General features: G+C 64.2%; 27 protein-coding genes. 17 read left to right on the forward strand and 10 right to left on the reverse strand.

The features are described from left to right. Positions 1-31 precede the first annotated feature (31 nt). Entirely contained in the window at positions 32-715 is a 684-nt protein-coding gene (rpe, locus tag ACY3GB_RS00980; RefSeq protein WP_463087053.1) for a ribulose-phosphate 3-epimerase, read from the reverse strand. A gap of 106 nt (positions 716-821) precedes the next feature. Here rpe and apaG point away from each other — a divergent pair, with 106 nt between their 5' ends. From apaG to ACY3GB_RS00995, 3 genes are all read left to right on the forward strand, one after another. Then, positions 822-1202, forward strand: coding sequence for a Co2+/Mg2+ efflux protein ApaG (apaG, locus tag ACY3GB_RS00985; RefSeq protein WP_115617152.1), 381 nt, complete (start codon positions 822-824; stop codon positions 1200-1202). Between the two features lie 177 nt (positions 1203-1379). Further along, complete coding sequence (locus tag ACY3GB_RS00990; protein ID WP_463087054.1) at positions 1380-3167, forward strand: ABCB family ABC transporter ATP-binding protein/permease; 1788 nt, start codon at positions 1380-1382, stop codon at positions 3165-3167. A gap of 209 nt (positions 3168-3376) precedes the next feature. Further along, on the forward strand, positions 3377-4099 hold the full coding sequence (locus ACY3GB_RS00995) for a substrate-binding periplasmic protein (RefSeq protein ID WP_463087055.1): 723 nt from the start codon (positions 3377-3379) through the stop codon (positions 4097-4099). A 52-nt stretch (positions 4100-4151) separates the two neighbouring features. On the opposite strand, the gene ACY3GB_RS01000 is transcribed toward ACY3GB_RS00995, so the two are convergent. The 8 genes from ACY3GB_RS01000 to rluD all read right to left on the reverse strand — a co-directional run bounded on the left by ACY3GB_RS01000 (position 4152) and on the right by rluD (position 10006). Further along, on the reverse strand, positions 4152-4550 hold the full coding sequence (locus ACY3GB_RS01000; RefSeq protein ID WP_463087056.1) for a VOC family protein: 399 nt from the start codon (positions 4548-4550) through the stop codon (positions 4152-4154). 55 nt (positions 4551-4605) lie between these two features. Beyond that, positions 4606-5010, reverse strand: a complete 405-nt coding sequence (locus ACY3GB_RS01005) for a hypothetical protein (RefSeq protein WP_463087057.1) — start codon at positions 5008-5010, stop codon at positions 4606-4608. Positions 5011-5041: 31 nt separating this feature from the next. Next, positions 5042-5791, reverse strand: coding sequence for a metallophosphoesterase (locus ACY3GB_RS01010; protein WP_463087058.1), 750 nt, complete (start codon positions 5789-5791; stop codon positions 5042-5044). 27 nt (positions 5792-5818) lie between these two features. Further along, positions 5819-6472: an HD domain-containing protein gene (locus ACY3GB_RS01015; RefSeq protein WP_463087059.1), complete on the reverse strand. Its 654-nt coding sequence runs from the start codon at positions 6470-6472 to the stop codon at positions 5819-5821. Positions 6473-6613: 141 nt separating this feature from the next. After that, positions 6614-7462: a GNAT family N-acetyltransferase gene (locus tag ACY3GB_RS01020; RefSeq protein ID WP_463087060.1), complete on the reverse strand. Its 849-nt coding sequence runs from the start codon at positions 7460-7462 to the stop codon at positions 6614-6616. After that, the gene (locus ACY3GB_RS01025) at positions 7459-8070 is read right to left on the reverse strand and encodes a type 1 glutamine amidotransferase family protein (RefSeq protein ID WP_463087061.1); all 612 of its coding nucleotides are present in this window, start codon (positions 8068-8070) and stop codon (positions 7459-7461) included. Before ACY3GB_RS01025 ends, ACY3GB_RS01020 begins: the two co-directional genes overlap by 4 nt. 102 nt (positions 8071-8172) lie before the next feature. Beyond that, positions 8173-8910, reverse strand: coding sequence for a peptidoglycan editing factor PgeF (gene pgeF, locus ACY3GB_RS01030; RefSeq protein ID WP_463087062.1), 738 nt, complete (start codon positions 8908-8910; stop codon positions 8173-8175). Next, positions 8900-10006 (reverse strand): 23S rRNA pseudouridine(1911/1915/1917) synthase RluD, encoded by a 1107-nt coding sequence (gene rluD / locus ACY3GB_RS01035; protein WP_463087063.1) that lies wholly within the window; start codon positions 10004-10006, stop codon positions 8900-8902. Before rluD ends, pgeF begins: the two co-directional genes overlap by 11 nt. On the opposite strand from rluD, the gene ACY3GB_RS01040 reads away from it, so the two are divergent. Continuing rightward, entirely contained in the window at positions 10005-10799 is a 795-nt protein-coding gene (locus ACY3GB_RS01040; RefSeq protein ID WP_440217214.1) for an outer membrane protein assembly factor BamD, read from the forward strand. The two genes, rluD and ACY3GB_RS01040, sit on opposite strands and share 2 nt — an antisense overlap. A gap of 65 nt (positions 10800-10864) precedes the next feature. On the opposite strand, the gene ACY3GB_RS01045 is transcribed toward ACY3GB_RS01040, so the two are convergent. Beyond that, a complete protein-coding gene (locus ACY3GB_RS01045; RefSeq protein ID WP_463087064.1) occupies positions 10865-11932 on the reverse strand; it encodes an NAD(P)H-dependent flavin oxidoreductase in 1068 nt (355 codons plus the stop codon). 43 nt (positions 11933-11975) lie between these two features. Here ACY3GB_RS01045 and ACY3GB_RS01050 point away from each other — a divergent pair, with 43 nt between their 5' ends. The 13 genes from ACY3GB_RS01050 (at position 11976) to fabZ (ending at position 23928) form a co-directional block, all read left to right on the forward strand. Continuing rightward, on the forward strand, positions 11976-12167 hold the full coding sequence (locus ACY3GB_RS01050; RefSeq protein ID WP_463087065.1) for a hypothetical protein: 192 nt from the start codon (positions 11976-11978) through the stop codon (positions 12165-12167). Positions 12168-12328: 161 nt separating this feature from the next. Continuing rightward, complete coding sequence (gene rpsB / locus ACY3GB_RS01055; RefSeq protein WP_463087066.1) at positions 12329-13057, forward strand: 30S ribosomal protein S2; 729 nt, start codon at positions 12329-12331, stop codon at positions 13055-13057. Positions 13058-13130: 73 nt separating this feature from the next. After that, entirely contained in the window at positions 13131-13997 is an 867-nt protein-coding gene (gene tsf, locus ACY3GB_RS01060; RefSeq protein WP_463087067.1) for a translation elongation factor Ts, read from the forward strand. Positions 13998-14087: 90 nt separating this feature from the next. After that, a complete protein-coding gene (gene pyrH, locus ACY3GB_RS01065; protein ID WP_021477858.1) occupies positions 14088-14807 on the forward strand; it encodes a UMP kinase in 720 nt (239 codons plus the stop codon). Between the two features lie 75 nt (positions 14808-14882). Further along, the gene (gene frr, locus ACY3GB_RS01070) at positions 14883-15440 is read left to right on the forward strand and encodes a ribosome recycling factor (RefSeq protein WP_166440627.1); all 558 of its coding nucleotides are present in this window, start codon (positions 14883-14885) and stop codon (positions 15438-15440) included. A 10-nt stretch (positions 15441-15450) separates the two neighbouring features. Next, on the forward strand, positions 15451-16206 hold the full coding sequence (locus ACY3GB_RS01075; RefSeq protein WP_463087068.1) for an isoprenyl transferase: 756 nt from the start codon (positions 15451-15453) through the stop codon (positions 16204-16206). A 4-nt stretch (positions 16207-16210) separates the two neighbouring features. Next, positions 16211-17017: a phosphatidate cytidylyltransferase gene (locus tag ACY3GB_RS01080; protein ID WP_463087069.1), complete on the forward strand. Its 807-nt coding sequence runs from the start codon at positions 16211-16213 to the stop codon at positions 17015-17017. 16 nt (positions 17018-17033) lie between these two features. Continuing rightward, entirely contained in the window at positions 17034-18218 is a 1185-nt protein-coding gene (gene ispC, locus ACY3GB_RS01085) for a 1-deoxy-D-xylulose-5-phosphate reductoisomerase (RefSeq protein WP_463087070.1), read from the forward strand. Beyond that, positions 18212-19555, forward strand: a complete 1344-nt coding sequence (gene rseP / locus ACY3GB_RS01090) for an RIP metalloprotease RseP (protein WP_463087071.1) — start codon at positions 18212-18214, stop codon at positions 19553-19555. The genes ispC and rseP overlap by 7 nt, the downstream gene beginning before the upstream one ends. Positions 19556-19564: 9 nt before the next feature. Further along, complete coding sequence (gene bamA / locus ACY3GB_RS01095) at positions 19565-21880, forward strand: outer membrane protein assembly factor BamA (RefSeq protein WP_463087072.1); 2316 nt, start codon at positions 19565-19567, stop codon at positions 21878-21880. A 19-nt stretch (positions 21881-21899) separates the two neighbouring features. After that, on the forward strand, positions 21900-22385 hold the full coding sequence (locus tag ACY3GB_RS01100; RefSeq protein ID WP_463087073.1) for an OmpH/Skp family outer membrane protein: 486 nt from the start codon (positions 21900-21902) through the stop codon (positions 22383-22385). A gap of 51 nt (positions 22386-22436) precedes the next feature. After that, positions 22437-23483, forward strand: a complete 1047-nt coding sequence (lpxD, locus tag ACY3GB_RS01105; RefSeq protein WP_463087074.1) for a UDP-3-O-(3-hydroxymyristoyl)glucosamine N-acyltransferase — start codon at positions 22437-22439, stop codon at positions 23481-23483. Next, positions 23476-23928, forward strand: a complete 453-nt coding sequence (gene fabZ, locus ACY3GB_RS01110; protein ID WP_463087075.1) for a 3-hydroxyacyl-ACP dehydratase FabZ — start codon at positions 23476-23478, stop codon at positions 23926-23928. The genes lpxD and fabZ overlap by 8 nt, the downstream gene beginning before the upstream one ends.

The following is a 23928-nucleotide window of genomic DNA, read 5'->3' on the forward strand; positions in this document are numbered from 1 at the left end:
CCCTTGATGGTGGAGGAGGCCCGCCGCGCTCTTATGCCTGGATGCGGGCCAGCTCGGCGCGCATCGCGTCGATGACGGCCTTGTAGTCCTTCTGGCCGTAAATGGCGGAGCCGGCGACGAAGGTGTCGGCGCCGGCGGCGGCCACCTGGGCGATATTGTCCACCTTGACGCCGCCGTCCACTTCCAGCCAGATCTCGCCGCCGCGCTTGGCGGTGTATTCGTCGATGCGCAGGCGGACTTGCCGGATCTTTTCCAGCGCGTGCGGAATGAAGGATTGTCCGCCGAAGCCCGGGTTCACCGACATGATCAGGATCATGTCCAGCTTGTCCATCACGTGGTCGAGGTAGGAGAGCGGCGTGGCCGGGTTGAACACCAGGCCGGCCTTACAGCCGGCATCCTTGATCAGGCCCAGCGTGCGGTCGATGTGTTCCGAGCCTTCCGGATGGAAGGTGATGATGTCCGCGCCGGCCTTGGCGAAGGCGGCGGCCAGCGTGTCCACCGGCTTGACCATCAGGTGGACGTCGATGGGCGCGCTGCTGTGGGGGCGGATGGCCTCGCAGAACATCGGGCCCATGGTCAGATTGGGGACGTAGTGGTTGTCCATCACATCGAAGTGGATGATGTCGGCGCCGGCGGCGATGACATCGCTGACTTCCTGGCCCAGGCGGGCGAAATCGGCGGACAGAATGCTGGGGGCGATACGGAAAGTGCGCATGGCGATTGCTCTGACATCGATAAACGAGGAATGCCCGGCATTCTACCGCGCCAAAAGCGGTTTGGCCGGATAAAATGAAAACCAAGATCAATCAGGAGAAGCCGAAATGGCCGACAAACTCTACCAGATGGAGGTGCGGGCGGAGCCGCAATACGTGGCGGAGCAGTCCAGCGTCGCCAATGACGTCTACGTGTTCGCCTATCGCGTCCGCATCACCAATACCGGCAGCGAGCCGGCGCAACTGATCAGCCGCCATTGGATCATCACCGACGCCAACCTGCAGGTGCAGGAGGTGCGGGGCATGGGCGTGGTGGGCGAACAGCCGCATCTCGATCCCGGCCAGGTATTCGAATATTCCAGCGCCGCGCATATCACCACGCCGTACGGCAGCATGAAGGGCGTCTACCAGATGATGGCGGACGACGGCCAGCGTTTCGAGGCGTCCATTCCCGAGATGACGCTGGTGGCGCCGCGGGTGCTGCACTAATCGCTTTTACAGGAAGGGTCCTTGTCGTCGCGCGGCCAGGTCCACCAGACGATGAAAGTGGCGAGCCCGCCCGCACCCAGCGCTTCCAGCAACAGAATCCACATGATGTCCGCCCCTTTATGAAGTGAAGTGCTATTTCACTTTGGGATAGGTCTTAGTCACAGGCAAACCTTATTTATGCGTATCACCCATAGCGGTCCGGCGCCGTCCGGCCGCAACGATTGGCAAACCATACAGACCCTGCTGCCCTATCTGTGGGCGTTCAAGTGGCGAGTTTCCCTGGCGCTGGCCTGCATGGTGCTGGCCAAGGTGGCGGCGGTGACGGTGCCCTTGTACTTGAAGGACATCGTCGACCAGCTGTCGGTGCCGGCCACGCTGCTGGCCATCCCGGTGCTGGCGCTGACCGGCTACGGCGTGGCGCGGCTGCTGTCCGGCGTGCTGGGCGAGCTGCGCGACGCCGTGTTCGCCCGGGTGATCCAGGGCGCGGTGCGCAGCGTGGCGCGCAATGTGTTCCGCCACCTGTTCAAGCTGTCGCTGCGCTTCCACCTGGAGCGGCACACCGGCGGCATGAGCCGCGACATCGAGCGCGGCACCAAGGGCATAGGCTTCCTGCTGAATTTCACCGTGTTCAACATCCTGCCGACGCTGCTGGAAATCGGCATGGTGTCGGCCATCCTGCTGCACCGCTACTCATGGGAGTTCGCGGTGGTGACGCTGGGCACCATCGGCCTCTACATCGCATTCACGCTGCTGGTGACCGAGTGGCGCACCGTTTACCGCCGCACGATGAACGACCTGGACTCCAAGGCCAATTCCAAGGCGATAGACGCGCTGCTGAATTACGAAACGGTCAAATACTTCAACAACGAGGAATACGAGTCCAGGCGTTATGACCGCAACCTGGAGGCCTGGGAGGCGTCGGCGATCAAGAACCAGGTGTCGCTGTCGCTGCTGAACGCCGGCCAGGCGGCCATCATCGCCATCGGCGTCACGCTGGTGATGGTGCTGGCGGCGCGCGACGTGACGGCGCACCGGATGACGGTGGGCGACGTGGTGCTGGTGGCCACCTTCATCACCCAGCTGTACGCGCCGCTGAACTTCCTGGGTTTCGTCTATCGCGAGATCAAGCATTCGCTGGCCGACATCGAGCGGATGTTCAAGCTGCTGGGCGTGGGCCTGGAGGTGGCGGATTCCGCCGACGCCAAGACCTTGGCCACCCGGGCCGCGACGATACGTTTCGAGCGCGTCGGCTTCGCCTACGAATCCAAGCGGCAGATCCTGCATGATGTGGACTTCACCATTCCCGCCGGCCAGACGCTGGCGGTGGTCGGCGCCAGCGGCGCCGGCAAGTCCACGCTGTCGCGGCTGATGTTCCGCTTTTACGACGCCACGTCCGGCGCGGTGCGGATCAACGGCGAGGACATCCGCGAGCTGACGCAGGATTCGCTGCGCGCCCACATCGGCATCGTGCCGCAGGACACCGTGCTGTTCAACGACACCGTCTATTACAACATCGCCTACGGCAAGCCCGGCGCCACCCGCGAGGAAGTGATCGAGGCGGCGCGCTCCGCCCATATCCACGACTTCGTCAGCAGTCTGCCGGACGGCTACGACACCATGGTCGGCGAGCGCGGGCTGAAATTGTCCGGCGGCGAGAAGCAGCGCGTCGCCATCGCGCGCACCATTTTGAAGAACCCGCCGATATTGATCTTCGACGAGGCAACCAGCGCGCTCGATTCGCGCACCGAAAAGGCGATCCAGCGCGAGCTGACCGCCATCTCCGCCGATCGCACCACGCTGATCATCGCCCACCGCCTGTCCACTATCGTCGACGCCGATCGCATCCTGGTGCTGGACGCCGGCCGGGTGGTGGAGCAGGGCAGCCATCGCGAACTGCTGGAACAGGGCGGCCGCTACGCCGAAATGTGGCGTTTGCAGCAGGAGAGCGAGGCGGTGGCGGAGTAAGGGGACGCGGCGATCCTGCGCGCGGGAGATCGGCAAGGCGCCGGCCTGATGGAATGGCTAATGCGCGCCTGCAGCATGGCTATGCTGAATAGGCCGCGGGTGTCTAGCGAAAATATGGCGCGTCCCGGGCGGAGCCAATGGCGCGGCGGCAGGTTGGCTAAATCGGCGGGAGGGGTATGGCGTACAGATACGCACTGCTATCGGTTTTTATGCTGATTGCCGGATTTTCGCACGCGGAAAGCCGCAAGCTGACGCTGTGCTACGACAAATATCCGCCCTATGCGGTAGGCGAGTTTGGCGAGGCGGCCAGCGGCGGCATCAAGGTGAAATTGTTGCAGGATATCGGCAAGCAGCTTGATGTGGCGGTGGCGGTGAAAATATTGCCCTGGAAACGGTGTTTGAGCGCGGCCAAGGATGGTTTGGTGGACGGCATTCTGCCGCTATACAAGACGCCTGAGCGGGAGCAGTTCATGGCGTTCTCCCTGCCTGTCATGCGGCAATACAACTGTTTTCTTTATAAAAAAAGCGCATTCCGCGGCCGCGTGGATTGGGTGGACTATCAGGCCTTGAAAGAGCACCGCTTGGGAATGGAAATCGGCTCGGTCGTCGACAAGGACATGGAAGCGATATTCGAGTCCGCCCATCCGATCGAGCGGGCGGCGGATTCCATCACCTTGCTGAAGATGATGGATTCCGGCCGCATCGATCTGGCCACCATAGATTCCAGCGTGGGAAAGTATCTGGTCAATCAGCAGGGCGTCGCCGATACCATAGGCGTTTCCGATGTGCCGATCGGCAAGCTGTCCTACGCCGCGTTTGGATTTTCCAAGGCGTCGGGAGCGGACAAGTGGGTCGCTGAATTCAACAAGGTCATCGAGAAAATGCGCAAGGCGGGGCTATTGGAAAAGCTGGAGGCCCAGCCTGCGAAGTAGGATGCGGAGAGGGTCTCGTTTTCGCAGGCCGGCCGGCGGGGCATGATGCCTCCTAGACCGGGCTGGCGGTATTTTGCAGCACGGTGCGGTAGCCGTCGTGATCGACAAAAGTGGCGCCGTGGATGTTCCAGTAAGGATTGGCGGCGGGCTGCTGGATGAAGCCGGCGGCGCGCATGCAGGCACAGGCGGCTTCCCATTCGGCGTGGTCGGGCAGGTAGAGCACCAGCAGGTCTTCAACCGTCGGGCTGGGCCGCGCCGGGTGGCGGTGGCTGACGACGAATTCCAGATGGTAGCTGGCGCCGGGCAGACCCAGCATCACGCCGTCGAAACCGTCGTGATCCTTGAAACTGCCCAGTTGCTGCAGATTCAGTCCTTCGCAATACATCGCCTTGCTGAGGTTGAGATTGCCGACTGGGCGGGCGATTCGCAGCTGGGGCGTTTGCTTGTACATGGCGATGGAGGCGGGTGGTTTGGGGATGCCTCCATCATGGCATGCGGGCGGACGTTCAGCCAGTCTTGCCGGCCTTGATCCGCTTCATTTCCTCGATCACCAGCGCGCCCTGGCGCAGCGCTTCGCGCAGCGCGTCGGCTTGCGGCAGCCCGGAAAACTCCAGCGACGGGTCCAGCGCGGCCAGCGCGCGGCGGACGCTGGCGCAGACGTCGGCGGCGGCGGCGAAGTCGGCCGGACCCATCACCTTGCCGTTGCGGATGCGGCGGTAGTAGGCGCGGGTGGAGTTCAGGTACTGGGCGGCGGTTTCCTGGCCGTCCAGCCGGCCTTCTTCCGCCATGCCCTCCAGCAGTCCGACCAGCTGGCGGCAGGCTGTCTCGGCCTGGGCGTTGCGCTGCTCCTGCGCGCGGCGTTGCTGTTGGCCCGGTTTGGGGGCGGCGGTTTTCTTGTTGCGCTCGGCCATTGTCGTGTCCTTGGTCTGCTGAGCGCGCATTCTAGCGGCGAGGGCGGCCGGCGTCTAATTCATGCAGCTCGAAGCGGGCCAGGTGGCCGAAGCCGGAGGGCAGCGATACCTCGACGAAATCCTGCAGGCAGAACAGCGTGAGTTTGCCGCCGTAGACGGCGCCGGTGTCAAGATGCATCACGTTGTCGTAGAGAACGGCGTTGGGCTGGGGAGTATGGCCGGCCAGGACCAGGTCTATGCCGGCCACCGTGCCGGCGCCGCCGTTTCGCGCCCGCTCGCGCGACCACAGCAGCGCGTCTCGGTCCTGCTCGTCGAGATCGCCGGCTTCCAGTCTGGCGGCCAGCGCGGTCCAGTCGTTGCCGGGGCAATCGGCGTGGAGCACGCCGATTTTTCCTCCCTCTACCTCCACTTCCAGCGCCAGCGGCAGCCGGGACAGGGCCGCGGCGCAAGCCTCGCGCTCGGCCGGGCTCAGTTCGGCCAGCCAGCGGCCGCCGTTGCGCAGATGGCGCTCCTGATCCTCGAGCGGGTTGCGCATCGCGTCCAGCGCCATCTGCTCATGGTTGCCGCGCACCGCGTGGAACCACGGCTGGGCCAGCCATTCCGTCACCATCGGGCTGTCCGGCCCTCTGTCCACCAGGTCGCCCACCGACAGCAGCCGGTCGCGCGCGGGGTCGAAGGCGATGATCTTGAGCAGGCCCGACAACTGGGCGAAGCAGCCATGCACATCCCCGACCGCCCAATCCCGGCCTTGCGTGTTGCGGGACAGTTTCTCGATCAGCATGGCGGCGGCTCTCCCGTGTGGCTTCTTTCAGCGGGCCATCCAGTCCCGGCAGAATTCGTCGCGGAAGCGAATCAGCCATTCCAGCTTCCGCTCGGCCATGTCGCGCCCGGCCTCGGTCTGCATCATGCCGGGCAGCCTGGCCAGCTTGACGTCGATATGGTCTATCGCCCAGGCCTGGTCGTCCAGGCCGCGCTGCTCGGCCATCGGGTCGATCGGGTGGGCCAGCGCGCGTCCCATGCGGCCGGACACGTAGAACATGCGGGCCAGGCCAACCGGTCCCAGCGCGTCCATGCGGTCGGCGTCCTGCACGATCTTGGCTTCCAGAGTGCGCGGCGGAATGGCGGCCGAGTAGCTGTGGGCCTCGATGGCGTGGGCCAGGTTGTCCAGCTGGGCGCCGGACAGGCCGCTGTCTGCCAGCAACTGGCGCGCGCGCTCGGCCGACCAGTGAGAGGCGAGCTGGCGTTGCGGGTGGTTTTTGGGCAGGTTGACCAGATCGTGCAGATAGCTGCCGGCCATGACGACGATGGGGTCGGCCTCGGGATAGCGGGCCAGCAGCTTGCGGGCCACGGCCCAGACGCGGTGGAGGTGGCTGAGGTCATGGGCGCCGTCGTCGTCCGGCGGCTGGCTTTCCAGCACGGCGATCAGGCGTTGCTGCCATTCGGTTTGTTGCTGCGGGGTCATGCGGCAGGTCCTGAGGTTTGCGCGCGCCAGCGATGCGCCGGCGTGGCGGGGTTGCGCGCGCCGTCCGCAGGGGAGCGGCGAAAATGACTGATTGAAAACAATCCGTATTGTCATTTTAACATCCGCAGGCGGAATCGCAGGCTAGCGCGCAGGGGAAAGCGTCATTTCCCATTGCGACAGGCGATAGACGGCCTGGTGGCGCAGCAACAAGGAAAGCAAGGGCAGGTCGCGGCTGTCGACGTTGTTGAAGCCCAGGCGACCGCCCGCGCTCAGTCCCTGCGCGGCGAGCAGCAGCTGGCTGGCGATGCCCTGGCGGCGGAAGGCTGGATCCACCTGCAGCTCGGCGACCTCGCCGTCCGGCGACATCAGCAAGGAGCCCAGGGTTTGTCCGTCGCAGTCGACGGTCAGCCAGCGCAGCGGCGGGTCGGCGCGCAGCAATGATTCGTGCCGATTGGGCACGGCCTGGGGGTAGGAGAGGGCATCGGGCGCCGGCCATCGCGCCGGATCGTGGGCCGAATGAATGGTTACCGGCCATGCGCGGCGGGTCTGAACCTGCGCCGTCATCTGGTAGCAGTCCAGCTTGCGCAGCGGCGTAAAGCCCAGGGAAGCGTAGGCTTCGCGCGCCCGTTGGTTGCCGTCTATCACTTCCAGGCGCTGGCGGCGGATGCCGTGGGCGGCCAGCAGGCGGCTGACCAGCCCCGCCATATCGGTCAGCGCGTGACGCCGCCTCGCGGCGGGAGCGACGCCGGCGGCGATGCAATAGCCTTCGCGTTCCCCGTCGATTTCCGGCGTCGCGCATAGCCAGAAGCCGGTCAGGCTGCCATTCAGCCAGGCGCCGGCGCTCAGCTCGGGCGCCCAGCCCCGCCGGCGCAGCATGGCGGCCAGCTGCGGCAAACCAGGCTGGGCGGGCACCAGGTAGTCGCTGAAGGCGTCGAGAAAGCAGGGGTGGAGGTCTTCAGGCGCCAGCCCCGCCAACGATGCGATCTTCATCGGAGGGCAGGCTCGGGCGCGACGGAGACGATGAACAGCGCGCGCTGAACGAAGGCGTCCTCTTCTCCTACCGGCGCGATGTAGGACAGGATCTCGCGGGTTTTCGCCTCGCCGGCCAGGCGCAGCAGCACCCAGGCCGCCAGGTATTGCGAGGACAGGCAGCCGCCGGCGGTGGCGATATTGCCGGCAACCCGGAAGGCTGCGGACGGCACCTGGATGCCAAGCTGTTCCAGCATCGGCCGGGTCATGCCGTCGGTGCAGGCGACGCCGTCGGCGAGCAGGCCGAGCCGGTGCAGCACCAGCGCGCCCGAACATTGGGAGCCTATCAACTGGCGGGACGGGTCCAGCTTCAACTGGCTCATGATCGCGTCGTCGGCCACCCAGTCGCGGGTGCGCCAGCCGCTACCTATCAGCACCGCGTCGGCGCGATTGGCGTAGGACAGGTCTTCCTGGCGCTCCACGCGCGTGCCGCTGCGCGACTGGATGACGGGCGCGGGCGAGCAGATGCGCACGTTCCAGCCTTGCGGGCTCATCCGGCCCAAGATGCCGGCGGCGATCATGGAGTCCAGCTCGTTGAAACAGTCCAGCGTGACGATGGCGATATCCATGGGGCGTTTTCCTGGATGTTAATACACCTGTCTATGTTGTTCGCATCGAACGGCCGGGTCAACCGGGAGGAGAGGCCCCGCCGGGCGGCGGGGCGGGCGGGATCAGTCTTCCAGCCAGATCAGCGAGGCCATGCGGCCAGTTTCGCGGTCGCGGCGGTAGGAGAAGAAGCGGTCGCGGTCGATCACGGTGCAGAAATCGCCGCCGTAGACGCGCGAGACGCCCAGCTTTTTCAGCCGCAGCCGCGCCAACGCGTAGATGTCGGCCAGGTACTTGCCGCCGCCGATGTCGGCGAAGGCATGGTCCGCCTCGGCGTCTTTCGCGATGAAGGCCTGGCGCACTTCCGGCCCCACTTCGAAGGCGTCCGGGCCGATGGCCGGGCCGAGCCAGGCCATCAGTCCCGACGGCGGCAGCGCCATCGCGGCCACGGTCGCCTCGATCACGCCGTCGCACAGCCCGCGCCAGCCGGCGTGGGCCGCGGCCACCGCGCGGCCCTGCTCGTCGCACAGCAGCACCGGCAGGCAGTCGGCGGTCATCACCGCGCAGACGGCTCCCGGCGCGCGGGCGAAGCTGGCGTCGGCATCGGGCGCGGCGTGGCCGACCGTCGCCGCGTCGGCCACGATGATGCCGTGCACCTGGTTGAGCCATGCCGGTTCGGCGGGCAGCTCGTCGCGCAGCCGCGCGCGGTTGGCCGCCACGGCTTCCGGGTCGTCGCCGACATGCGCGCCCAGGTTCAGGCTGGCGTAGGGCGGCTGGCTGACGCCGCCGTTGCGCGTGGTCGCCAGCGTGCGGACCCGCGCCGGGGCGGGCCAGTCGGCCTCGATCCAGTCCTTATCGGGCATAGATCACCTCGACGTCGCCGTCATCGTCGTCGTCGTCGTCGTCGTCGTCCCAGTCTTCATCGTCCTCGCCGTCGCCGTGGGCGAAGGTTTCGTCGTCCGCCACCGCGCCGTCGCCGCGCAGCAGGTCCAGCAGCGCGCGGAAGTCGTCGGGCAGCGGCGCCTTCCAGCTGCGTTCCTCGCCGGTGGCCGGATGGATCAGCGCCAGCGCGAAGGCGTGCAGCGCCTGGCGGCCCAGCGCCTTGACCGCGGCGGCGGCGTCCTCGTCCATCTTGTGGCGCGGATTGCCATACACCGGGTCGCCGGCCAGCGGGTGGCCCGCTTCGCGCATGTGGACGCGGATCTGGTGGGTGCGGCCGGTCTCGAGCTTGCATTCCACGTAGGAATGGCTGGCGAAGCGCTCCAGCACCCGCAGATGGGTGATGGCCGGCTTGCCGCCGAATTTCAGCACCGCCATTTTCAGCCGGTTGTGCGGGTCGCGGCCGATATTGGCGTCGATGGTGCCATCGAAGGGTACCACGCCGTCGGCGATGGCGCGGTAGACGCGCTTGACGCTGCGGGCCTGCATCTGGCGCACCAGCTCGGTTTGGGCCGGCACGGTCTTGGCCACCACCATCAGGCCGGAGGTGTCCTTGTCCAGGCGATGGACGATGCCGGCGCGCGGCACGTTGGCCAGCGACGGGCAGTGGTGCAGCAGGCCGTTGAGCAGGGTGCCGCTCCAGTTGCCGGAGGCGGGATGCACGACCAGGCCGGCGGGCTTGTTGATCACCAGGATGTGGTCGTCCTCGAACACGATGGGTAGATCCATCGGCTCGGGCTGGAAGGCCATTTCTTCATTGGTGAGCTGCAGCGTCACTTCCAGCTTCTCGCCGCCCAGCATCTTGGTCTTGGGCGCGAGGACCTGGCCGTCCACCTTCACCAGCCCGTCTTTGACCCATTGAGTCAGCCGGCTGCGGGAGTAATCGGGCAGCAGTTTGGCGAGCGCGGCGTCAAGCCGTTCGCCGCACAGCGAGAGCGGCACCTCAAGAAGTTGCGTGGCGGATATCTCGTTTTCCGAGATGTCGCTATAATCGTCCGGGTCAATGTAAGGATCAGTCATGAAAAGATACGTTGTTGCAGCTATGTTGGTGATGGTGGGGCTTGCCGGTTGTGCAACCACGGAAACCTACGACGAAACGCGCGGCTGGACCGTGGAGAAGCTCTATTCGGAAGCTCACGATGAGTTGAACAGCGGTAATTATACTCGCGCAGTCAAGCTGTACGAAACGCTGGAAGCGCGCTTTCCCTACGGACGCTACGCGCAGCAGGCTCAGATGGACCTGGCCTACACCCATTACAAGGACGGCGAGCCCGAGCTGGCCATCGCCTCCGCCGATCGCTTCATCAAGCTGCATCCTACGCATCCGAACATCGACTACATCTATTATCTGAAGGGTTTGGTGTATTACAACGATGATTCCGGCCTGCTCGCCAAATGGGCCGGCCAGGACATGAGCGAACGCGATCCGCGCGCGGCCCGCGAGGCCTTCTCGGCTTTCCGCGAGTTGACCACCCGTTTCCCCAACAGCACCTACGCGCCGGACGCCAAGGCGAAGATGATCCGCCTGGTGGACGCGCTGGGCGGCAACGAGATGCACGTGGCCCGCTACTACATGAAGCGCGGCGCCTATCTGGCCGCGGCCAACCGCGCCCAGGGGGTGGTCAAGGATTACGCCAACACCAGGTATCCGGAAGAGGCGCTGGCCATCATGGTGGCCGCCTACGACAAGCTGCAGTTGCCGAAGCTGCGGGACGACGCGCGCCGCGTGCTGGCGCTCAACTACCCGCAGAGCCAGTACCTGGGGAAGTCGTGGACGGTCGAGGAGATGCCGTGGTGGAAGCTGTGGAAGTAAGCTTTCCGGCATGTTGAATTTGAACAGCCCGTCGAGAAATCGGCGGGCTGTTTTGCCGCGGGAGCTTAGAAGCCTGCGACGCGCTCTTGGCAGGCTCTGGCCTCGGACATGATTCTGGCGAACAGCTCGGCCACGCTGGGCAGGTCGTCGATCAATCCTTGCGCCTGGCCGATCAGTTGCACGCCTTTCTCATGATTTCCCTCCTGTATCGCCAGGCGGATGGACTCGGTGGCGGCGCCGAACAGCGCCAGCTGGCGCAGCGCTTGCGGCTGGCTGAGCATGCCGCCTATCGCCACTTTCATCACCGGCATGCCCATCCGGCGCGCCATCTTGCTGGCGCGGAAGGCGGCGGGGATCAATCCCAGCGGCTTGCGGCAGGCGCGGCGCGCGGCGGGCGTGTCCATCATCCGGCACCATAGCCCGTCGAAATTCTTCGAGTAAAGCGTATCGCCGACGCCGCGCTGCAGCACCATGTCCTTGGTGGCGGCGTGGACCGGGCTTTCCCGGGTCATGGCCAGCCGCGAGCCCATGGCCACCGCATCGGCGCCCAGGGCCAGCGCCGCCATCAAGCCGGCGCCGTCGGCGAAGCCCCCCGCCGCGACGATGGGCAGCGAGCTTGCGCGGCGGATGGCGGGAATCAGCACCAGCGAGGTCACGCTGCCGCCGTGGGCCGCCGCCTCGTGGCCGGTGACCAGCAAGGCGTCCGCGCCGCATTTTTCGGCCGATTTCGCGTGTTTTTCCGTCACCACGGTAGCCAGCACCTTGCCGCCGTAACGATGCGCGGCCTCGGCGATCCAGTCGCCTTTGCCCAGCGAGTAATTGATTACCGGCACTTGCTTTTCCAGCGCGACTTTGGCGTTGTCGGCGGCGCCGGGCATCATCAGCGTGCAGCCGATGCCGAAGGGCTTGTCGGTGAGCTCGCGTATGCGGCGGATGGCGGCGCGGACGGCGTCGGCTGACAGCGGCCCGGTGGCGAGTATGCCCAGGCCGCCGGCGTTGCTGACCGCCGCGACCAGTTCCGGGGTGGCGATATAGCTCATGCCGGGGCAGAGCAGGGGGCGCTGGATGCCGAGCAGGCGAGTGATGGCGGTTTGCATGGAGATGGAGGCGGGTGGTTTACAATGACGGTTCATTGTTGTTGTATTTGTCCTGAATTTCAAACGAATGTTTTAATCCATGGCGCTGATCATAGTTCTGATGGGGTGGTTGTACGCGGTGTTGATGCTGGCCGCGGGGCAGCGCAGCGTGGCTGCCGGCGCGGCGGTGTTCTTCTTCCTGGGCGTGCTGCCGGTCTGGTTTGTGGCGTGGGTGGCACGCAACAGGCTGCGCAAGCGGCGGCGGGCCGCGGAGGGCGAGGGAAAGGCTTGAGTCCGGCTGTCCCGGAATGCTACAATCTCGTGTTCCCTGCCATGTCGGCGGGGAATTGTTAATCCAAAACTACGCACATCCGCGCCAAAGGGTGCCCGCTGGCTGAAGCCTTGCAGGGTTGTCTGCGCGGATGGAGGCTTAACCCTTTTAGGAGTTTTTGCATGTCCACCAACGTTACCATGCGTCAAATGCTTGAGGCCGGCGTTCACTTCGGCCACCAAACCCGTTTCTGGAACCCGAAGATGGCTCAGTACATCTTTGGCAGCCGCAACAAGATCCACATCATCAACCTGGAAAAGACTCTGCCGCTGTTCATCAGCGCCCAGGAATATGTGCGTCGTCTGGCCGCCAACAAGGGTACCGTAATGTTTGTTGGTACCAAGCGTCAGGCGCGTGAGATCGTCCGTGAAGAAGCTGCCCGCGCTGGCATGCCGTTTGTTGATCACCGCTGGCTCGGCGGCATGCTGACCAACTACAAGACCGTGAAGCAGTCCATCAAGCGTCTTGAAGAAAAGCGTGCCATCCTCGAAGGCGCTGACACCGGTTACAACAAGAAAGAACTGTTGGACCTGCAACGCGAAGTTGACAAGCTGGAACGCTCGCTGGGCGGTATCAAGGATATGAAGGGCCTGCCGGACGCCATCTTCGTCATCGATACTGGCTACCAGAAGGGCACCATTGTCGAAGCCAAGAAACTGGGCATCCCGGTTATCGGCGTTGTTGATACCAACAACTCCCCGGACGGCATCGATTACGTGGTTCCGGGCAACGACGACTCCTCCCGCGCCATCCGCCTGTACGCTCGCGGCATTGCCGACGCGGTGCTGGAAGGTCGCGCGAACTCTCTGCAAGAGATCGTCGCAGCTGCTGAATCGGCCCAGGCCGAGTAAGCGGAAAAGGGGCGAAAGCCCCTTTTTTTGGACCCGAACATTCACGTAATCTAAATCATTCAGGAGTAGCAAGATGGCGGAAATCACCGCAAAAATGGTTTCGGATCTGCGCGTGGCCACCGGCCTCGGCATGATGGAGTGCAAGAAGGCTCTGGTTGAAGCCGACGGCGACGCGGCCAAGGCTGAAGAAATCCTGCGCATCAAGTCCGGCAACAAGGCTTCCAAGATGGCTGGCCGCCTGGCCGCCGAAGGCATCATCGGTTCCTACGTGGAAGCCGGCGTCGGCGCCCTGGTGGAAGTGAACTGCGAAACCGACTTTGTCGCCAAAGACCCGACCTTCCTGGCGCTGGCCGCCGCAGCCGCCAAGGCTGCCGTCATCGCCAATCCGGCCGATGTCGAAGCGCTGTCCGCAGTGGAAGTCGACGGCGTGTCCGTGGAAGACATCCGCAAGGCTGCCATCGCCAAGCTGGGCGAGAACATGACCATCCGTCGCTTCGTTCGCTACCAGACCGAAGGCGCGATCGCCACCTACCTGCATGGCGCCAAGATCGGCGTGATCGTCGACTACGCCGGCTCTGAGCAAGTGGGCAAGGACGTGGCCATGCACATCGCCGCTTCCAAGCCGATCTGCGTGTCCAAGGACCAGGTTTCCTCCGAGACCCTGGACCAAGAGCGCAAGATCTACAGCGCCCAGGCTGCCGAGTCCGGCAAGCCGGCCGACATCGTCGCCAAGATGGTTGAAGGCCGCATCAACAAGTTCCTGGCCGAAGTGACCCTGCTGGGTCAGCCCTTCGTCAAGAACCCGGATGTGACCGTCGAGAAGCTGCTGGCCGAGCAAAAAGCCTCGGTCAAGGCGTTCGCCATGTTCGTAGTGGGCGAAGGCATCGAGAAGAAAGTAGTAGACTACGCAGCTGAAGTGGCTGCGGCTGCCAAGCTGTAAGTTTCGGCTTACCGCTTTACCAACGGCACCCTGCCTGCAGGGTGCCGTTTTGCAAATTGAACACACCACAACCGCCAATCCGAGGACATCATGAGCCAAGTTCCCGCCTATAAACGCATCCTGTTGAAACTTTCCGGCGAAGCCCTGATGGGGGATGACAGCTATGGCATCAACCGCTCGACCATCGAGCAGATTGTGGGTCAGATCAAAGAAGTGGTGGGCCTGGGCGTTGAGGTGGGCATCGTGATCGGCGGGGGCAATATTTTCCGCGGCGTGGCTCCTGCTGCGGCGGGCATGGATCGCGCGACGGCGGATTACATGGGCATGATGGCTACCGTGATGAACGCCCTGGCGTTGAAGGATGCGATGACCAAGGCTGGCTTGATCGCCCGCGTGCAGTCCGCGCTGACGATGCAGCAGATCGCCGAGCCTTATGTGCGCGGCAAGGCGATGCAGTACCTGGAAGAGGGCAAGGTGGTGATCTTCGCCGCCGGCACCGGCAACCCCTTCTTCACCACCGATACCGCCGCCGCGCTGCGCGGCATGGAAATGAACGTCGACATCATGCTGAAGGCCACCAAGGTGGATGGCGTGTATACCGATGATCCGAAAAAGAATCCCGACGCGGTCCGCTACCAGAGCGTGACTTTCGACGAGGCGATCTCGCGGAACCTGAAGGTGATGGACGCCACCGCCTTCGCCTTGTGCCGCGATCAGCACCTCAATATCAAGGTGTTCAGCATCTTCAAGAACGGCGCGCTGCGCCGCGTCGTGCTTGGCGAAGACGAAGGCACGCTGGTACACTGCTGAGTTTGAAAATTGCTGAGGGCGAAAACGGCAATGGCCGTTTTCGCCTTGTCATTTGAAGTATTCCGGGAGTGCGACATGATTAACGAAATCAAAAAATCGGCCGAACAAAAAATGCAGAAGACGCTGGAAGCGTTCAAGAACGACCTGGCCAAGGTTCGTACCGGACGCGCCCACACCGGCATTCTGGATCATGTCATGGTTGACTATTACGGCAGCGACGTGCCGGTCAACCAAGTGGCCAACGTCACCCTGATCGACGCCCGCACCATCGGCGTGCAGCCGTGGGAAAAGCCGATGCTGGCCAAGATCGAAAAAGCGATCCGCGATTGCGACCTGGGTCTGAATCCGGCTTCGATGGGCGAGATCATCCGCGTTCCGATGCCGATGCTGACCGAAGAGCGCCGCAAGGACCTGATCAAGGTGGTGCGCGGCGAGGCCGAAGGCGCCCGCGTGGCCGTCCGCAACATCCGCCGCGATTCCAACACCGAATTCAAGAACCTGCTGAAGGACAAGGCCATCACCGAGGACGACGAGCGCCGCGGCCAGGACGAGATCCAGAAGCTGACCGACAAGTACACCGCCGAAGTCGACAAGATGCTGGCCGCCAAAGAAGCCGACCTGCTGGCGGTATAAGGGGCGGATCTTGTTTCCCGGTTCTTCGAAAACTGTGCCGGAGGGGTGCGAGCCGCCCCGGCATATCGCCATCATCATGGATGGCAACGGCCGTTGGGCCAAGAAACGCTTCCTGCCGCGCGTGGCCGGCCACAAGCGCGGCCTGGACGCCGTGCGCGAGGCGGTGAAGGCCTGCAAGGAAATGGGCGTCGGCTATCTGACGCTGTTCGCCTTCTCCACTGAAAACTGGCGCCGGCCGCAGGAAGAAGTGTCTTTCCTGATGGACCTGTTTCTGCGCGCGCTGGAGCACGAAGTCTCCAAGCTCCATAACAACAATATCCGCCTGAAGGTGCTGGGTTCGCGCGAGCGCTTCAGCGCGGAGTTGTCCGAGCGAATCGAACGGGCGGAGGCCAAGACCGCCGGCAATGACGGCTTGGTGCTGACTATCGCCGCCGATTACGGCGGCCGCTGGGATATCGTCCACGCGGTGAATCAGCTGATCGCCGAGGGCCAGGCCGCCATCACTGAGGAGATGGTGACGGAGCGTCTCGGCATGGCATGGGCGCCGGAGCCTGATTTGTTCATCCGCACCGGCGGCGAGCAGCGCATCAGCAACTTCCTGCTGTGGCAGCTGGCGTATTCCGAGTTGTACTTCACCGACCTGTTGTGGCCCGATTTCGACCAAGCGGCGCTGCAGGAGGCGATCCACTCCTACTGGCAGCGGGAGCGCCGCTTTGGCCGCACCAGCGAGCAATTGCCCGAGCACCTGCGCCGAGACAAGCTCTGACTTCATGCTGATAACGCGAATTTTGACCGCGCTCGTATTGCTGCCGCTGATGCTGGCGGCGCTGTTCCTGTTCCCTGCCGCCGCTTGGGCGGGGTTTTCCTGGCTGATCGTCGTTCTGGCCCTGTGGGAGTACGCCCGGATGGTCGGGATGCCCCTCTCTCGGCAGGCGTGCTATCTTGCGCTGTCCACCCTGTTCGCCGCCGCGGCCTGGTTCGGCCATTGGCGGATGCAGGGTTTCGAGCACGGCGCGGTGTTGGCGCTGTGGCTGTTGCTGGTACCGGCCTGGCTGGCCAAGCGCTGGGCCATGCCGTCCGGCCTGTCGGCCTGGCTGCTGGGCTGGGCGCTGATGCTGCCGGCCTGGTTCGCTTTTCTCGAGTGGCGCCCCAGCGCCACCGCGCATGACGCGTTGGCCCTGCTGGCCGTGATGGGCTTGGTATGGGTGGCCGACATCGCCGCCTATTTCTCCGGCAAGGCCTTCGGCCGACGCAAGCTGGCGCCGGCCATCAGCCCGGGCAAAAGCTGGGAGGGCGTTTACGGCGCGGTGGTCTGCGTGGCGATCTACGTCGCCTTGGTTGATCATTTCGGCTGGCTGGACATCAAGCTGCCGCTGTGGGGCCTGCTGTTGCTGGCATTGCCGCTGACCGCGGTCAGCGTGTGCGGCGACTTGCTGGAGTCCTGGTTCAAGCGCTCGGCCGGCATCAAGGACAGCAGCCGGCTGTTGCCGGGCCATGGCGGCGTCTACGACCGCATCGACAGCCTGATCGCCGTGCTGGCGGTCAGCAACGCCCTGCGCGCGCTGGGCGGCATGTAATTCTGGAAACATAGCAATGACCAAACCTCAGGGTATTGCCGTACTGGGGGCGACCGGCAGCGTAGGCTGCAATACGCTGGATGTGATCGCCCGTCATCCGGAGCGTTACCGCGTGGTGGCGCTGACCGCCCATCGCCAGCTCGACAAACTGTTCGAGCAGGCTCTCCGTTTTCGTCCTGACTATCTGGTGGCGGCCGATGCCTCTGCCGCGGCGGATCTGCGCGCGCGGCTGGCGGACGCCGGCTTGAACGCGGAAGTGCTGCATGGCGCGGACGCGCTGGTCCAGGTGGCTGCGTTGCCGGAGGTGGACGCGGTGATGGCCGCCATCGTCGGCGCGGCCGGCTTGCCGTCGGCGCTGGCCGCGGCGCGCGCCGGCAAGCGCATTCTGCTGGCCAACAAGGAATCGCTGGTGGTGGCCGGACGCCTGTTCATGGACGCGGTGCGCGCCAGCGGCTCGGCGCTGCTGCCGGTGGACAGCGAGCACAGCGCCATCTTCCAGTCTCTGCCCGCCGATTACGCCGCCAATCCCGACGCCGCCGGCGTGAGCAAAATCATTCTTACCGCGTCGGGCGGGCCGTTCCGCAGCCGCCAGGCCGCCGATCTCGCCCACGTCACGCCGGACGATGCCTGCCGCCATCCGAATTGGAGCATGGGCCGCAAGATTTCCGTCGACTCCGCCACGCTGATGAACAAGGGTCTCGAGGTGATCGAGGCGCGCTGGCTGTTCAATGTGCCGCCCAGCCGCATCGAGGTGGCGGTGCATCCGCAAAGCGTGATCCATTCCATGGTCCAGTACCGCGACGGCTCGGTGATGGCGCAGCTGGGGTCGCCCGACATGCGCACGCCTATCGCCTGCGCGCTGGCCTGGCCGGAGCGCATCGACGCCGGCGTGGAGCCCATGGACTTCTTCGCATTGTCCGATCTCACATTCGAGAAGCCGGATCTTGAGCGCTTCCCTTGCCTGCAGCTGGCGTTCGACGCGCTGGAGATGGGCGGCGACGCGCCGGCGGTGCTGAATGCCGCCAATGAGGTGGCGGTGGCGGCGTTCCTGGAGGGACGGCTGCGTTTCGTAGACATCCCGCGCGTGGTGTCCGCCGCGTTGGCCGGCGTATCCTGCGCGGCCAGCGACAGCCTGGAAGGCTTGCTGGCCCGCGACGAAGAGGCGCGCCGCTTCGCCGAGGGCAGGGTGGCGGCATGCTGACGCTGCTGGCGTTCCTGGCGGCCATCGGACTGCTGGTGACTTTTCACGAGCTGGGCCACTACTGGGTGGCCAAGCTGTGCGGCGTCAAGGTGCTGCGTTTCTCCATCGGGTTTGGCTCGCCGTTGCTGCGCTTCCGTCCGCGCGAGACGGAGTGGGTGGTGTGTCCGATTCCCTTGGGCGGCTATGTGAAAATGCTGGACGAGCGCGAGGGCCTGGTCGATGAGGCGGATCGCCCTCGGGCGTTCAACAATCAGCATGTGCTCAAGCGCATGGCCATCGTTTCCGCGGGGCCGCTGGCCAATCTGTTGCTGGCGGCGCTGCTGTACTGGGCGGTGATCGCCCAGGGCGTGCCGCAGCTGCATCCGCTGGTGGGGACCGTGGTCGAGCAGACGCCGGCCGCCGCCGCCGGCTTCAAGGAGGGCGACCGCATCCTCAGCGTGGCGGGTAAGCCCGTCGCCAGCTGGCAGGAGGTGAGGCTGGCCATCGTCGAGGCTGCGATGTCGTCCACCGTGGTTCGCGTCGAAGTGCAGGAAACGTCCGGCGCCAGGAAGCGGCGCGATATCGATGCGCGCCGTTTCGGCGAGAAGGCTGAGCAGGCTTTGCAGCAGGGCGACCCGGGGCTGTCTCCGGCGCGCTTCCTGGCGCAGGTGGGCGTGCTGGAAGAGAAGGGCGTGGCTGCCAAGGCCGGCCTCAAGGCCGGCGACAAGCTGCAGGCCGTGAACGGGGTGATGCTCAGAAACTGGGAAGAGTGGGTGCACTTGGTGCGCAACAGCCCGGGCAAGGAGTTGTCGGTGCGCGTCGAGCGGGCCGGCAAGCCGCTGGAGATCAAGCTGCGTCCGCAGGCGGTGGCGCAGGATGACGAGGTGGTCGGCCGCATCGGCGTAGGGCCGACGCCGGATCGCGCCTGGAGCGACCAACTGGCCTTTACCCGGCATTACGATGCGGTCGGGGCCTTCGCCGCCGCCTGGGCCAAGACCGGCGAAACCGCCTGGATGAGCGTCAAGTTTCTCGGCAACATGTTGATCGGCCGCGCTTCTTTGAACAATCTGTCGGGTCCGCTGACTATCGCCAACGTGGCCGGCCAGACCGCCCGCGAGGGATTGACGCCGTACCTGGAATTCCTGGCGCTGATCAGCGTCAGCATCGGCGTGTTGAATCTGCTGCCCATACCGGTTCTGGATGGGGGCCACTTAATGTATTATGTCGCGGAGCTGGTTAGAGGTAAGCCCGTCAGCGAACGGGTGCAATTGCTCGGACAAAAAATTGGTTTCATATTGCTGGCGTCTTTGATGGCTTTTGCCATGCTGAACGATTTCAGCCGCCTATTTGGGGGTTAAAACAAACCTATGAAATTGAAGCGACTCGCTGTAGCCGCAATGGGCCTGACCATGGCCACCGTTGCCATGGCTGCAGATCCGTTTGTGATCAAGGATATCCGCGTTGAAGGCCTGCAGCGTACCGAGCCGGGCACGGTCTTCAACTATCTGCCGGTCAAGGTGGGCGACACCTTTACCGATGCCAAGGCCAAGGAAGCGATCAAGGCGCTGTTCGGCACCGGCTTCTTCAACGACGTGCGCGTGGAAAGCCGCGGCGGCACGCTGATCGTCACCGTGGCGGAGCGCCCGGTGATCACCCAGCTGAACATCAACGGCGCCAAGGAATTCAGCAAGGACCAGCTGAAGAAGGCGCTGAAGGACAACGGCTTCGCCGAGTCCCTGATTTTCGACCAGGCCTTGCTGGACGGCGCGGTGCAGGAGCTGAAGCGCCAGTACTACAGCCGCGGCAAGTACTCGGTGGAGATCACCCCTTCGGTCACCAAGCTGGAGCGCAATCGCGTCGCGGTGACGCTGGACATCAGCGAGGGCACGACCGCCCGCATCAAGGAAATCCGCATCGTCGGCGCCAACGCCTTCGCCCAGTCCAAGCTGCTGGACGAATTCAGCCTGACTACTGGCGGCTGGCTGTCCTGGATCACCAAGGACGACCAGTACTCCAAGCAGAAGCTGACCGGCGACCTGGAGAAGCTGAAAGCCTTCTACCAGAATCAGGGCTATATGGAGTTCGGCATCGACTCCTCCCAGGTGTCCATCAGTCCGGACAAGAAGGACATGTACCTGGTCATCAATGTGCATGAGGGCAAGAAGTACACCGTGTCCGATGTGCGTCTGGCTGGCGACCTGAAGGTGCCGGAAGCCGAATTGCTGAGCCTGGTGCAGGTGAAGCGCGGCGACACCTTCAACAATGAGAAGGTGACCGAGTCGGTGAAGGCGTTGAGCGACCGGCTGGGCAACGAGGGCTATGCCTTCGCCAACGTCAACGTGCTGCCGGATATCGACCGCGAAAAGCAGACCGCCGCCTTCACTTTCTTCGTCGATCCGGGCCGCAAGACCTATGTCCGCCGCGTCAACGTTGCAGGCAACAGCAAGACCCGCGACGAAGTGATCCGCCGCGAGCTGCGCCAACTGGAGGGCGCGCCGTACAACGCCGCCAACGTCAAGCGCAGCAAGGAGCGCCTGGAGCTGCTCGGCTACTTCGAGGACGTCAACGTCGAAACGCCGGCGGTGACAGACGCGCCGGACCAGGTGGACATGAATATCGGCCTGAAAGAGCGCTCCACCGGCAGCATCTCCGGCAGCCTGGGCTATGTGCAGGGCGAGGGCCTGGTGCTGGGCGCGAACATTTCCCAGAGCAACATCTTCGGCTCCGGCAAGTACATGTCGCTGGGCATGTCCACCGGCAAGGTCAACAAGAATTACTCGCTGTCGTTCACCGATCCGTATTTCACTCCGGATGGCGTCAGCCTGGGCTATGACCTGTACAACCGCGTCTATAACCCGGACGCCACGTCGATCTCCGCGTACAAGACCAGCACCACCGGCGCCGACATGCGTTTCGGCGTGCCGATCACCGAGTACGACCGCATCAATTTCACGATCGGCGCGGAAAAGACCGACATCACTACCTATAGCAACAGCCCGCAGCAGTATATCGACTTCGTGAACCAGTACGGCAGCAGCAACTATACCGTCCTGGGTACTGTAGGCTGGGGCCGGGACACCCGAGACAGCGCGTTGTGGCCGACCCGCGGCGCCAGCATCCGCGTCAACGCCGATTTCGGCCTGCCGGGCGGCTCGCTGCAGTATTACAGCCTGACCCATCAGCAGACCTGGTTCTTCCCGCTGTCGAAAGACTTCACGCTGATGCTGAACGGCGAATTGGGCTATGCTGACGGCTACGGCAAAACCAAGCAGTTGCCGTTCTTCAAGAACTACTACATGGGCGGCCTGGGATCGGTTCGCGGCTACGACAGCAGCAGCATCGGCCCGTACGATTCGGCGGCGAACTCCTACCTCGGGGGTAACCGCAAGGTAGTGGCCAACGCGGAAATCCTGTTCCCCTTCCCTGGCATGAAGGACAACAAGTCGCTGCGCACCAGCCTGTTCTTCGATGCGGGCACCTTGTGGAACACCAATCTGACGGCGTCGGAAAAGGCGTTGGGCATCACCAGCTCGCCGAGCGACGGCTTCCGCTATTCCGTGGGTCTGGCGTTGACCTGGCTGTCGCCGATGGGGCCGATGAAGTTCAGTATCGCCAACCCGCTGAAGAAAGAGCAGGGAGACAAGGTTCAGCGCTTCCAATTCCAGCTGGGCACGTCGTTCTAACCGTTATCAGGATGAGATCATGAAAGCATTGAAATGGTGGCTGGCAGTGCTGAGCGTGGCGGCGCTGCCGGTTCATGCCGCCGACTTCAAGCTGGGCTTCATCAACATCGAGCGCATCTATCGCGAAGCCGGCGTTTCCGTCGCCATCTACAAGAAGCTGGACAAGGAATTCTCCAGCCGCCGCGACGAGTTGAAGAAGATGGAGACGCGGGCCAAGGATCTGGAGTCCATGTTGGCGAAAAACAGCCTGTCGCCGGATGACCGCAAGCGTTACGAGCGGGAGTACGCCGGGCTGGACCGGGATTACCGCGCCAAATCCCGCGAGCTGGCCGAGGATTACAACCAGCGCCGCAACGAGGAATTCGCCGGGGTGACCGAGCGGGCCAACCGCGCGGTCAAGGAAATCGCCCAGCGCGAGAACTATGATCTGATCTTGCAGGAAGCGGTGTACATCAATCCCAAGTTCGATCTGACGCCGCAAGTGCTGAAAGAGCTCGACAAGTAGTCGTTTAAACCGTTACCGGAGCAAGCCGACCCCGAGTCGGCTTTGTTTTTGATGTCCTACACACTCGAACATATCGTAGCGCAACTGGGCGGAGAGCTGCGCGGCCAGAACCGGGACGTGTCCCGGCTGGCCCCGCTGGATTTGGCGGGCACCGATGAAATCGCTTTCGTCGCCAGCGCCAAGTTCCGCCGCCAGATGCTGGACAGCGCGGCGGGCGCGCTGATCGTCACCGAAGCGCTGGCGGCCGAGCTGCCGGATCGTTCGCTGATCGTGGCCGCCGATCCCTACCTGTATTTCGCGCGCCTGGCCACGCTGTTTCATCCGCCGAAGGCGCCGCGCGCCGGCATTCATCCGCGCGCGGTGGTGGGCGAAGGCTGCCGGATAGGCGAGAGCAGCGAGATCGCCGCCAACGCCACCATCGGCGACAACGTCGTCATCGGCGAGCGTTGCCGCATCATGCCAGGCGTGGTGGTCGGCGACGGTTGCCAGATCGGCGACGACGTCACGCTTCACCCCAACGTCACCGTCTATCATGGCTGCGTGATCGGCGATCGCGTCGGCGTGCACTCGGGCAGCGTGATCGGCGGCGATGGTTTCGGCCTGGCCTGGGACAAGGACCATTGGTTCAAGATTCCTCAGACCGGCCGCGTGGTGCTGGAGGATGACGTCGAGATCGGCGCCAACACCACGGTGGACCGCGGCGCGCTGGCCGACACGGTGATCCGCAAGGGCGCCAAGATAGATAATCTGGTGCAGATTGCCCATAACGTCGAAATCGGCGAGCATACCGCTATCGCCGGCTGCGTCGGCATCGCCGGCAGCACCAAGATAGGCGCGCGCTGCACCGTGGGCGGCGCGGCGATGTTCGTCGGCCACATCGAAGTGGCGGACCGCACCCACATCGGCGGCGGCACCCTGGTGTCGAAGTCGATCAAGGAGGCCGGCAACTACGCGTCCTCCTACCCGTTGCAAAGCATGAAGGACTGGCTGTCGAACGCGGTCCACGTGCGCCATCTGGACGATTTCGCCAAGCGCGTGAAGCAGCTTGAGCGAGAACTGGAAACACTGAAAAAATCGAAGGAAGAACCTCATGAGTGAACACGCTGTCTCGATCGATGTCCGCGAGATCATGCGCTGCCTGCCGCATCGTTACCCGTTCCTGCTGGTTGACCGCGTCACCGAGCTGGAGCCCAACGTGCGCATCACGGCGCTGAAGAACGTCACCATCAATGAGCCGTTCTTCGTCGGCCATTTCGAACAATATCCGGTGATGCCGGGCGTGCTGATCATCGAGGCGCTGGCGCAGGCCGCCGGCATCCTGGCGATCAAGAGCCAGGGCGAGCGCGCCGACAACGAGCTGTACTTCTTCGTCGGCATCGACAACGCCCGCTTCAAGCGCCAGGTGGTGCCGGGCGACCAGCTGGTATTCGAAGTGACGCAAAAGACCGTCAAGCGCGGCATCGGCAAGTACGCCGCCCGCGCGCTGGTGGACGGCCAGGTGGCTTGCGAAGCCGAGATCATGTGCGCCCGCCGCGAGGTGTGA

The sequence above is a fragment of the Chromobacterium sp. Ag138 genome (genome assembly GCF_055181315.1).